General features: G+C 70.6%; 10 protein-coding genes and 1 pseudogene. 7 read left to right on the top strand and 4 right to left on the bottom strand.

Going from position 1 to position 11,192, the window contains the following annotated elements:
• Positions 1-16 precede the first annotated feature (16 nt).
• Positions 17-637, bottom strand: coding sequence for an L-threonylcarbamoyladenylate synthase (locus tag ID554_RS26010; RefSeq protein ID WP_117228157.1), 621 nt, complete (start codon positions 635-637; stop codon positions 17-19).
• Positions 638-721: 84 nt separating this feature from the next.
• Here ID554_RS26010 and ID554_RS26005 point away from each other — a divergent pair, with 84 nt between their 5' ends.
• On the top strand, positions 722-1,120 hold the full coding sequence (locus tag ID554_RS26005) for a hypothetical protein (RefSeq protein ID WP_117228158.1): 399 nt from the start codon (positions 722-724) through the stop codon (positions 1,118-1,120).
• A gap of 121 nt (positions 1,121-1,241) precedes the next feature.
• Here ID554_RS26005 and ID554_RS26000 read toward each other — a convergent pair whose 3' ends face one another.
• Positions 1,242-1,565 carry an amphi-Trp domain-containing protein gene (locus ID554_RS26000; protein WP_117228159.1) on the bottom strand — a complete coding sequence of 108 codons (324 nt, stop codon included), beginning with the start codon at positions 1,563-1,565 and terminating at the stop codon, positions 1,242-1,244.
• A gap of 227 nt (positions 1,566-1,792) precedes the next feature.
• On the opposite strand from ID554_RS26000, the gene ID554_RS25995 reads away from it, so the two are divergent.
• From ID554_RS25995 to ID554_RS25985, 3 genes are read left to right on the top strand one after another with little or no spacing between them, the layout of a single operon-like run.
• Positions 1,793-3,586 carry an ABC transporter ATP-binding protein gene (locus tag ID554_RS25995; protein ID WP_199489184.1) on the top strand — a complete coding sequence of 598 codons (1,794 nt, stop codon included), beginning with the start codon at positions 1,793-1,795 and terminating at the stop codon, positions 3,584-3,586.
• Complete coding sequence (locus tag ID554_RS25990) at positions 3,583-5,316, top strand: ABC transporter ATP-binding protein (protein ID WP_117228161.1); 1,734 nt, start codon at positions 3,583-3,585, stop codon at positions 5,314-5,316. The genes ID554_RS25995 and ID554_RS25990 overlap by 4 nt, the downstream gene beginning before the upstream one ends.
• Complete coding sequence (locus tag ID554_RS25985; RefSeq protein WP_158573726.1) at positions 5,313-5,996, top strand: TetR/AcrR family transcriptional regulator; 684 nt, start codon at positions 5,313-5,315, stop codon at positions 5,994-5,996. Before ID554_RS25990 ends, ID554_RS25985 begins: the two co-directional genes overlap by 4 nt.
• 25 nt (positions 5,997-6,021) lie before the next feature.
• On the opposite strand, the gene ID554_RS25980 is transcribed toward ID554_RS25985, so the two are convergent.
• A complete protein-coding gene (locus tag ID554_RS25980; RefSeq protein ID WP_117228163.1) occupies positions 6,022-6,726 on the bottom strand; it encodes a YoaK family protein in 705 nt (234 codons plus the stop codon).
• Positions 6,727-6,963: 237 nt separating this feature from the next.
• Between ID554_RS25980 and ID554_RS25975 the strand changes: the two genes are divergently transcribed.
• Entirely contained in the window at positions 6,964-8,238 is a 1,275-nt protein-coding gene (locus tag ID554_RS25975; RefSeq protein WP_117228206.1) for an AI-2E family transporter, read from the top strand.
• Positions 8,239-8,259: 21 nt separating this feature from the next.
• On the opposite strand, the pseudogene ID554_RS32015 reads toward ID554_RS25975, so the two are convergent.
• Positions 8,260-8,337: pseudogene (locus ID554_RS32015) on the bottom strand (transcriptional regulator); the annotation flags it as partial.
• A gap of 166 nt (positions 8,338-8,503) precedes the next feature.
• Here ID554_RS32015 and ID554_RS25970 point away from each other — a divergent pair.
• Positions 8,504-9,550, top strand: coding sequence for a LacI family DNA-binding transcriptional regulator (locus ID554_RS25970; RefSeq protein WP_117228164.1), 1,047 nt, complete (start codon positions 8,504-8,506; stop codon positions 9,548-9,550).
• A gap of 36 nt (positions 9,551-9,586) precedes the next feature.
• Positions 9,587-11,182, top strand: coding sequence for an FAD-dependent oxidoreductase (locus ID554_RS25965; RefSeq protein ID WP_117228207.1), 1,596 nt, complete (start codon positions 9,587-9,589; stop codon positions 11,180-11,182).
• The last annotated feature ends 10 nt before the right edge of the window (positions 11,183-11,192 follow it).

Raw genomic sequence — 11,192 nt, 5'->3', positions numbered from 1 at the left:
CACCGGCGGCAGGTGCTCAGCCGAAACGGGTCGGGTCACCGGCGCCGACCCGGACGATCTCCGGCTCGCCGTCCGAGAAGTCGATCACCGTGGTCGGCTCGGTGCCGCACTCCCCCGCGTCGACCACCGCGTCGACGGCGTGGTCGAGGCGTTCCTTGATCTCCCAGCCCTGGGTCATCGGCTCGTCGTCGCCGGGCAGCAGCAGGGTGCTCGACAGCAACGGCTCGCCCCACTCGTCGAGGAGCGCGCGGGTGACCGGATGCGCGGGGATGCGTACGCCCACGGTCTTCTTGCGCGGGTGCAGCAGCCGGCGCGGAACCTCCCGGGTGGCCGGCAGGATGAACGTGTAGCCGCCCGGGGTGGCCGCCTTCACCGCCCGGAACACCGCGTTGTCGAGCTGCACGAACTGGCCGAGCTGGGCGAAGTCGCGGCAGACCAGGGTGAAGTGGTGACCGCTGTCGAGGTGGCGGATCTCCCGGATCCGGTCCATGCCGTCCTTGTTGCCGAGCCGGCTGCCCAGCGCGAAGCACGAGTCCGTCGGGTAGGCGATCAGGCCGTCTCGCCGGACGACGTCGATCACCTGACCGATGATGCGCGGCTGCGGGTTGTCCGGGTGCACGTCGAAGTACCTGGCCATGGCGGGAAGCTTAGGCCGCCGGGAAGTGTCGCATTGGCGACAGTGGCCCACTCCGGTCGCGGGTCGACGCCCATCGTTGTCCGTATGGTCGGACGAGCCCACGACGGCGGCTACCGCGACACGTTCCGACACCCCGCGACGCCCACACCCGTCCAGATCACCGTACTCGTGTTCGCCGTGCTGGCACTGCTGTTCGCGTTGGCGACCGCGCATCGGGCGGTGGTCGACGGCGGCTCGCTCGGCGCCGCCGCCTTCTTCGCCGTGATGGCCGTGGCGTGCACGCTGGTGGCGGTCACCCTGGCCGCCCGCCGCCAGTGGGCGCCCTATCCGGCGTACGCGCTGACCGGCCTGCTGGCCGCCGCCTCGCTCGGCCTCTGGGGCGCGATCACCTGCGTCGGGGCGATCCTGCTGGTCTGGGTGCTGTGGGCGCTGAACACCCGGGTCTCGCGGGACTGGTTCGGGCGGCGCGGCCGGCTGCGGTGAGCAGGGCGGCCCTGCGGCCCGGGTCGGTGCCATCGGCGAGGGCGCGCCGCGTCGCCGGGCGGGCGGGTCGTCCCGCCCGCTCCGGTCACGGCGGCCCTCCCCGGACGGGATCGGCGCGCCGCTAGGCGGTCGCGGAGGACTCCGTCTCCGGCTCCTCGTCCGCCTCGGTCGCCGCCGCCTTCTCCGCGTCGGCCTTCTCCCCCTCGGCCGCCGCGGGCTTCTCCCCCTCGGCCGCCGGGTTCACCCAGGAGAACTCGATCTCGATCGAGTACTCGTCCTTGCCCTCCTGCTCGATCTCCAGCTCGCAGTGCACCTGGTCGGCGACGGCGACGGCACCGGCGGCACCGTAGAAGACCTGCCCGGCCTCCACCTGGCTCGCCACCTGACGCAGCCACGCGGCCAGATCCGCCCGCGACACGGTCCGCTCGTCCTCGTAGATATCCATGCCGTCATGCTGGCATTCCGGTGCCGACCGATCACCCCCAGGGTTACCCGGTCGGTGGGGTCGCAGGTGACGCCTGCCTCATGCGCCAGCACGGCCTGTGTCACGTGACACCGTTGACTTTTGTTATGCGCATAACGCAAGCTCGGCGCCGAGAACGGTTCTCGTCGCTGTCGAGGGCTCACCGCTGGGCGTGTGGACGGCGAACAACCGCTGAGAGGAGCGGTGGCATGCCGTCACGGAGTGACCGGGAGTCGACGTCGAGTCCGATGGCGACCCTGTTACGGCCGGTTCGGGGCCGTTTGATCGTGGTCATCGTCGTGCAGGCGATCGCCTCTGCGTTGATGCTGTCGCCGCTGGTGACGGGGGCGATCATCGCGGAACGCCTGATCGCGGATGCCCGCGATCCCGGGATCTGGCCGGTGCTGGTCACGGGCCTGGTGTTGCTGGGCCTGGGTCTGGTGTTGAAGGCGTCGGCGGACCTGATCGCGCACCTGGCGGACAACGACCTGACACTGATTCTGCGCCGCAGGTTGGCGGCGCGGCTCCGAGGTGCACCGCTGGGATGGTTCACCGACACCAGTGCGGGGCGGGTCAAGCAAGGTATGCAGGACGATGTCACCGCGCTGCACCATCTGGTGGCGCATTCCTACGCCGAGCTTGCCGGCGCGGTCGCCACGCCGATCGCCGCGTACGCCTACCTGTTCGTCGTCGACTGGCGGCTGGCGCTGGTTCTGCTGGTTCCGTTGCCGGTGTTCATAGTGATCTACGGGCGGATGCTGGCGGGCATGGGTAAGGACATGGCCGAGTACGGCCGGGTGCTCGAAGACGTCAACAGTGCGGTCGTGGAGTTCGTCGACGGTATCCCCGTGGTCAAGACGTTCGGCCAGACGGGACGGGCGAGTGCCGCCTATCGGTCGGCGTCGGATCGTTTCACCAGATTCTTCATCGGGTGGGCCAGGCCGATGATCGCACCGGAGACGATCGCGAATCTGGCCGTCGCGCCTGCGGCGCTGCTGCTGCTCACGCTCGTGTTCGGTAGTTGGTTCGTCTCGCTCGGCTGGATGCAGCCGGTCCAGGTGATCCCGTTCGCCCTCGTCGGTCTGGGGATCGGCGGACCGATCTCGGTGCTGACCTCGAACGTGATGGCACTACAGATGGCGAACGGTGCCGCCGCACGCTTGCACGACCTCCTGGACACCGAGCAGCTTCCCGAGCCGCCCGCACCGTCCCTACCCGACGGGTCGAGGATCGAGTTCGACCGGGTCAGCTTCGGCTACGACACCACGCGGATGGTGCTGCGCGACGTCAGCGTGGCTTTCGAGCCCGGTACGGTCACCGCGATCGTCGGGGCGTCGGGCTCAGGCAAGACGACCCTGGCCCGGCTCGTGTTGCGCTACGCCGATCCCGCTGCCGGCCGGGTGCTCCTCGGCGGCGTCCCCCTCCCCGATGTGGCGTCGGACGAGTTGTTCCGCACGGTCGGTGCCGTGTTCCAGAATGTGCGCCTGCTACGGATGAGTGTCGCGGAGAACATCGCCCTGGCTCGCCCGGACGCCTCGCTCGCCGACCTCGAGCAGGTGGCGAAGACCGCACGCATCCACGACCGCATCCTCGAACTGCCGCGTGGCTACGACTCCGTCATCGGCGACGATGCACGACTGTCCGGCGGGGAGGCGCAACGGGTCTCCATCGCACGTGCGCTCCTGCTCGACCCCGAGGTGCTCGTGCTCGACGAGGCCACCTCCGCCGCCGACGCCGCGAACGCCAGGGCCATCCAGGCCGGGTTGTCGGCGCTGGTCTCCCAGCGCTCCCGGACCATCATCGTCATCGCCCACCGACTCGATTCGGTCAAGGCCGCCGACCGCATCCTCGTCCTCGACGACGGCCGCATCGTCGAGGACGGCACCCACCGGGATCTGATCGAACGGCGCGGCACGTATCACCGGCTGTGGCACGCACAGCACCCGGCCGACCGCGCACAGCCTCCGGCGATCCAGAACGCCACGAAAGGACACCCGCGATGATCCGTCGGCTCTCCCGCTACCTCGGCCCCGAGCAGGCCCACCTGCTGCGTCGTCAACTGCGATGGATCATCGCCGCAACCCTCCTGCAGGGGATCACCCTGGCGTTCACGATCCCGATCGTGCGAGCGCTGCTGACTGGCACTCACGCGGAACTGGTCTGGTGGATAGGCGGCTTCGCGCTCTCGGCCGTGGTGACGTGGCTCGTCGACTATCGGGCCACGGTAAAAGGATTCGACGTCGGCAGCACCATCCTCGACCGGTTGCGCCACCGGCTCGGTGACCACGTCGCGACGCTGCCACTGGGCTGGTTCACCCCGGAGCACACGAGCACGCTGGGACTGACGTTGAGCAAGGGCGTCATGGACATCCTCGCCCTGCCGGTCCGTCAACTCGCCGCCCTGCTGCGGTCGATCCTGGTCCCGCTCGTGCTCATCGTCACGCTGATCGTCGTCGACTGGCGGATCGGGCTGGTGGCGCTCGCCGCCGTTCCGGCCGTGCTGGTGGTGTTCTGGTGGGCCGGACGCCTCGGGCGGCGAGCCGATGCCGCAGTCAACGAAACCACGGCGGCAGCAAGCGACCGGATGGTGGAGTTCGCCCAGTCCCAGCCGGTGCTGCGCACCTTCGGGCGGCAGGGCACCGCTGCCGAGCAGTTCGACCGCTCGCTCCAGGAGCAGGCCCGTGCCGAACGCAGACAGTTGTGGCTCGTGCTACCGCCGCTGATCGTCAACGGGTTCATCGCCCGCCTCGTTCTCCTCGCACTGCTGTCCCTGGTCATCGCGCTTGCCGCAGGCATCACCGATCCGGTGGCGCTGGCGACGCTGCTGGCCACGCTCCCGGTCATCAATCTGATCGTCACACCCCTCGGCGACGTCGCCGCCAACGCCACCGTCATCCGCATCTGTGCGGCGCAGATGGACGCCGCCGATGCCGTCCTGGACACCAGGCCGCTGCCGGAACCGGTCACGCCCACGGCGCCGGCAGACGCGACGCTCGCCTTCGATCACGTCTCTTTCGCCTACGACGACACCCCTGTCCTGCACGACATCACCTTCACAGTGGCACAGGGAACCACGACTGCCATCGTCGGCCCGTCCGGTGGAGGCAAGTCGACGATCATCCGGCTCGCCGCCCGGTTCTTCGACCCCCAGCACGGACAGATCCGCCTCGGCGGCGTCCCGCTCACCGGGCTCGGCGCCGAGTATCTGCACCGGGCGATCTCCCCGGTCTTCCAGGACAGCTACCTGTTCTCCGGCACCTTGGCCGACAACCTCCGCCTCGCCCGCGAAGACGCCACCGATGTCGACCTCGATGACGTGGCCGCACGGTCCGGTCTCACCGAGGTGATCGCCGCGCTCCCGGAAGGCTGGCACAGCCAGGTCGGTGAAGGCGGTGCGCGCCTGTCCGGCGGGGAGCGGCAGCGGGTCGCGCTCGCCCGCGCCTTCCTCAAGGACGCCCCGGTACTGCTCCTGGACGAAGCCACCGCCTCCCTCGACGCCGAGAACGGGAACTTGGTCACCGCCGCCATCCAGGAACTCGCGCGTGACCGCACCGTCATCGTCATCGCCCACCAGCTGACCACGATCACCGAGGCTGACCAGATCCTCTTCATCGAGAACGGGCGGATCGCCGAGCGCGGCACCCACGACGAACTCCTCGCCCACGACGGCGGCTACGCCACGCACTGGCAGGCACTGACGGCGGCGACGGCATGGAGGCTGATCGCACCATGAGCGCCGCCAGATCGGGCCGACCACGCAAGATCACCGAAACCGACATCGCCGACGCGGTGCTCGCCGAGGGCTTCGCCGGACTGACCGTTCCCGCCGTCGCGGGGCGGCTCGGCGTATCCACCATGACGCTCTACCGATACACACCGACCCGGGCCGAGTTGCTCGCCCTGGCATGGGACCACGTCCTCGACAGGACGACCTGGCCGGAGGTCACCGGCTCCTGGCGGGAGATCCTCCACCGGCATGCCACCACCCTCTGGGACCTCCTCGCCACCCATCCCGGAGCCGTGACCGAGCTGTCCGGCTCGGTCGTGCCGCCACGGATGACGGACCTGTACGACGACCTCGCCCTGGCACTCACCGAGCGGGGTTTCACAGCCCACGAAGCCGTTCTCGCCGTCGACACCGCCATCGACCTCACCATCGACCACCGTCGAGGCGTCGAAGACCTCTCCCGGCGAGAGGACAGAGCCAGCCCCGACGCCCGTGAGCAACTCGCGGCGCTCTGGACACCTCTACCGGACAGTCCACCCGGTCGTGCTGCGGTGCGCGCTGCCATGCACGAGGCGATAGCCACTCTCCCCCGCGACTGGTTCATCCGAAAACTCGACCTCATGCTCGACGGCCTCGCCGCACGCCGCGTCGCATCCGCAGATCCGCCCCGGGATGCTCCGGCGTGACCAGCACAAGTTCACCAGCCGCTCGTCAGGCGACCGGGTCACTCGCCGTCGCCTCCCTCGCGGCAGCTACCTCCCGGCGGCGGACCGCCGCGACCATCGCCGTACCGGCCGCCATCACCGTTCCCGCCGTCAGCAGCGCCCACGACCCGTCGACCCGCAGCGTCAGGATCGCCGCGACCAGGGCACCGAGTCCCATCGCGACGATCGCGGCGAGCCGCCGGACCCACGCCGCGCCCGCACCCCCGGCGGCCCGGCTGTCCGCCGAGAGGTTGACCATCGTCATCGTCACCACCACCGTGGAGAGGTCCCGGATGCCAACGTGTCGGACCGCTGCGGCCTGGGCGCCGAGCACCAGCGCCAACAACGCGGTGACGACGATCATGGCAATCGTGCCCGGTGCTCCGGTGCCGAGCCAGAGCACGGCCAGCGCCAGCGTCAGCGTGCTCCCGGTCACCAGGACGACCAGGCCGGACCGAGGCAGTTTCGCCGGGCCGCCGGCACCCCGGGTCAGCCGGGCGGCGAGCACCGCGCCGAGCATGAAGGCCAGCAGCGCCACCAGGTTGTTGAGCACCGGCAGGCCGGGTACGCCGGCCAGGCCGAAGCCGATGAAGAGCACGTTGCCCGTCATGTTGCCGGTGAAGACCCGGTCCAGGGCGAGGAAACTGACGCCGTCGATCGCCCCGGTCGCCACGGTCAGCACCAGCAGCGGTACGTCGTACGTCTTGGTCATGAACCTCTTCCGCACCTCGTCGGCACCGCCGTGTGGCGCGTCGAGAGCGACCGTGAGCAGGGCGATCGTCCGAGACGGAAGTCTACGCAGCGGCGCGCCCCTCGGTGGGTGGTCGGGCACGTGCCCGGGCCGGGCAGCGCCCCCTCGGCCCTGGTCACCGTGTCGGTGCGTGCCTCGACCCGTTACGGTGTACCGACCGATCTTCAACTGGGGGTTCCCTTGAGCCGGTTCAAGCAGATGCGGCAACGACTGCGCCGGGCGTACGACGGGGGACGCGAGTCGGTGCGCGTGGCCCGGGCTCGGGAACGCACCCGGCGGGCCGACCGCGCGGAGGAACTCGCCCGGCCCATCCCCGATCCACGCAGCGGGAACGGCGCAGGTGCCGAGGACGGCCACCCCTCGACGGTCAGCCGGGACGACGCCGGGGTGCCGCACTCGTTGCGGATCGCCGCCGCGTGGTCGTGGCGGATCATCGTCATCGGCATCGTCGGCTGGGCGATGCTGCGGTTCATGGGCACCATCCGCGTCGTGATCGTGCCGCTGCTGGTGGCGTTGCTGCTCTCCGCGCTGCTGGCACCGGCCGTCGGCTGGCTCCTGCGGGCCCGTTTCCCCCGTACGCTGGCCACCGCCGTGGTGCTGATCGGCGGGCTGGCCGCCGTGGTCGGCACGTTGACCTTGGTGGTCAACGAGTTCATCACCGGCCTGCCCGACCTCAGCCGCAACGCGGCCGACGGCATCGGCCAGATCCAGAACTGGCTGCGCGACGGGCCGCTGAACCTCTCCGACGGCACACTGAACCAGTACATCCAGGCCGGACAGAACTGGATCAACGAGAACACGCAGGCGCTGACCACCGGCGCGCTCTCCACCGCCGGCACGGTGGTGGAGATCTTCACCGGCGCGCTGCTGGTCCTCTTCGCCACCTTCTTCTTCCTCCGCGACGGCCAGCGCATCTGGCGGTTCATCGTCGGGATGTTCCCGGCCGCCGCCCGCTGGCGGCTCGACGACGCGGGCAGCGCCTCGTGGCAGACCCTGGTCGCCTACGTCCGGGCCACCGTGCTGGTGGCATTCATCGACGCAGTGGGCATCGGCATCGCGCTGGTGCTGTTCGACGTGCCGTTCGCCTTCGCCCTGGCCGCGCTGGTGTTCCTCGGCGCGTTCATCCCGATCGTCGGTGCCACGCTCTCCGGCGCGGTGGCGGTGCTGGTCGCCCTGGTCGACGGCGGCTGGGTCACCGCGCTGTTCATCCTCGGCGCGGTGATCGTGGTGCAGCAGGTCGAGGGGAACGTCCTCCAGCCGTGGATCATGGGGCGGGCGGTGGCGCTGCACCCGCTGCCCGTGGTGCTGGCGGTCACCGCCGGTGTGGTGCTCGACGGCATCTTCGGCGCGCTCATCGCGGTACCGCTGATCGCCGTGCTCAACACCGCGGTCCGGCGGCTGGCCCGGCGGCTCCCGCCCGCCGAACAGCCACCGGCCCCGGAGGCGGTCGTGGTCAAGGCCACCTCGCCCTGACCGTCCGGCGCCGGTACGGAAGGCCGCCGGGTCGACGGCCAGGACCAGCCCGAGCAGGTCACCCAGGGAGTGTGCCAGCCGAGGGTCGGCCAGTTCGTAGCTGAATTATGGGAGTACTGAACTAGTGCAGCCCACGGCGGGCGCCGGGGTGTCCGGGCCGCGCACTAATACGGATTAGCCTCTTGACATAGATCGGGTTCGGCCGCGAAGCTCCTTCCCAACCCCGAACGCTAATACGCATTAGCGGTAGTGGAAGGACTGCCCCGTGCCTCCTGCACCCCGACGCGTCACGCAACGTGACATCGCACGGATGGCCGGCGTCAGCCAGGCGACCGTGTCGCTGGTGCTCAACAACCGCGCCGACGCGGAGGTCCGCATCGCCCCCGAGACCCGGGACCGGGTGCTGCGGGTGATCGCCGAGACCGGGTACGCCGCCGACCCGGTCGCTCGTCGTCTCGCGTCTCGGTTCAACCGGATCATCGGTGTCTTCACCTACGAGCCGGCGTTCCCCAGCGGCAGCCGGGACTTCTTCCACCCCTTCCTGCTCGGCATCGAGGAGTACGCCGAACGGGTCGGCTGCGACCTGCTGCTGTTCACCAGCGCACCGGTGGTCGACGGGCGTCGACGGATCTTCCACCGGGACAACCGGCTGCGCCTGGCCGACGGGTGCATCCTGCTCGGCCGCGAGATCGACGCAGCCGAGCTGCTCCGGCTCAACCGCGACGGGTACCCGTACGTCGCGGTGGGCCGCCGCGACGACGCCGGTGGGCCGGTCCCCTACGTCGGCACCGACTACGCCGCCGCGGTGCGCCAACTCGTCGAGCTGGCCCTGGCACGCGGGCACCGGCGACTGGCCTACCTGGGCGTGGACGCCACCGCCGAGTCCTCGGCCGACCGCTGGCGCGGGTTCGACGCCGCCGCACCGGACGCGGAGGCCGCCCGCCGCCTGACCCACCCGACCCGCGACGCCGACGCCGTCCTGGACGACCTGGTCGCCGGCGGCAGCACCGTCGTCTTCGTGGAGGACTTCGCCACCGCCGTGGCGCTGGAGTCGGCCGCCCGCCGACGCGGGCTGCGCGTACCCGGTGACCTGTCGATCCTGACGCTCGGCGACCCGACCGTGCCGGTGCCCACCGACACCGCCTTCACCGGGTTCCACATCCCCCGCGAGGAGATGGGCCGGCAGTCGGTCGAGGTGCTGACCGCGGTCATCGACGGCAGCGCCGACGGCGTCCAGCAACGACTTCTCCCCTGCGAGTTCGTCGAGGGCGACACCCTCGGCGCCCCCGATCCGGCGGTCGACCGCCGATAGGCGGCCCGCGCGACTGGAAGGAAGCAAGTGGCACAGATGCGTGCGGACGTCCTCATCGTCGGCGGCGGGCTGGGCGGGGTCGCCGCCGCGCTCGCCGTGGCCCGGGCCGGCCGGTCGGTGATCCTGACCGAGGAGTTCGACTGGCTCGGCGGGCAGCTCACCAGCCAGGCCGTCCCGCCGGACGAGCACTCCTGGATCGAGCAGTTCGGCGCCACCGCCAGCTACCGGGCGCTGCGCACGGGCATCCGCGACTACTACCGACGGCACTACCCGCTGACCGAACGCTCCCGCTCGTGGACCGACCTCAACCCGGGGGCCGGTTGGGTCAGCCGGCTCTGCCACGAGCCACGGGTGGCCGTCGCCGTCCTGGAACAGATGCTCGCGCCGTACCGGGGCTCGGGTCGGTTGACCGTGCTCCAGCCGTACCGGCCGGTGGCGGCGGCCACTGACGGGGACCGGGTCACCGGCGTCACGCTGGCGCACCGGGACCGCGAGGACCGGATCGACGTCACCGCGCCGTACGTGCTGGACGCCACCGAGACCGGCGAGCTGCTGCCGCTGACCGGCACCGAGTACGTCACCGGTTTCGAGTCGCGGGAACAGACCGGCGAGCCGAGCGCCCCGGCCGAGGCGCAGCCGATGAACATGCAGGCCGTGTCGATCTGCTTCGCCATCGACCACGTCGACGGGGATCACACCATCGACCGTCCCGCCGGATACGACTTCTGGCGCGACTACAAGCCCGACTTCTGGGGTGACCGGCTGCTGTCCTGGCGTTCGCCGAACCCGCGCACGCTGGAGATCCTGGAGCGCAGCTTCACCCCGAACCCGGACGACGAGCCGTGGCTGGTCAACGCCGACCAGCGCGTCAACCCCGGCGACGGCAACCTGTGGACGTTCCGCCGGATCGCGGCCCGGCGCAACTTCGTCGACGGCGCGTACGCCAGCGACATCACCCTGGTCAACTGGCCGATGATCGACTACTTCGAGGGCCCGGTCATCGACGTGCCCAACGCGTCGTGGCACCTGGCCAAGGCACGCGAGCTGTCGTACTCGCTCTTCTACTGGTTGCAGACCGAGGCACCGCGCCCCGACGGCGGCACCGGCTTCCCCGGGTTGCGGCTACGCGGCGACGTGACCGACAACCCGGCCGGTCTGGCCCAGGCGCCCTACATCCGGGAGTCGCGCCGGATCCGGGCCGAGTACACCGTGGTGGAACAGGACCTCTCCCTCGCGGTACGCGGCGACCACGGCGCCGTGCGGTACCCCGACTCGATCGGCGTCGGGATGTACCGCATCGACCTGCACCCGTCGACCGGCGGCGACAACTACATCGACGTCGGGTCCTGCCCGTTCGAGATCCCACTCGGCGCGCTGATCCCGCAGCGGATGGAGAACCTGCTGCCGGCCGGCAAGAACATCGGCACCACGCACGTCACCAACGGCAGCTACCGGCTGCACCCGGTCGAGTGGAACGTCGGCGAGGTCGCCGGTCTGCTCGCCGACTTCTGTCTGGCGCGGGGCGAGTCCCCGCGCGCGGTCCGCGGCACCCCCCGGCTGCTGGCCGAGTTCACCGACCGCGTCACGGCCGCCGGCGTCGAATGCCGGTGGCCGGAGATCGCGGGCTACTGACCCCCCGGTG

The organism is Micromonospora craniellae, from assembly GCF_014764405.1.
GTDB lineage: Bacteria > Actinomycetota > Actinomycetes > Mycobacteriales > Micromonosporaceae > Micromonospora > Micromonospora craniellae.
Note: the sequence above shows the minus strand (reverse complement) of the source record. Positions and strands in the feature narration are given on the sequence as shown.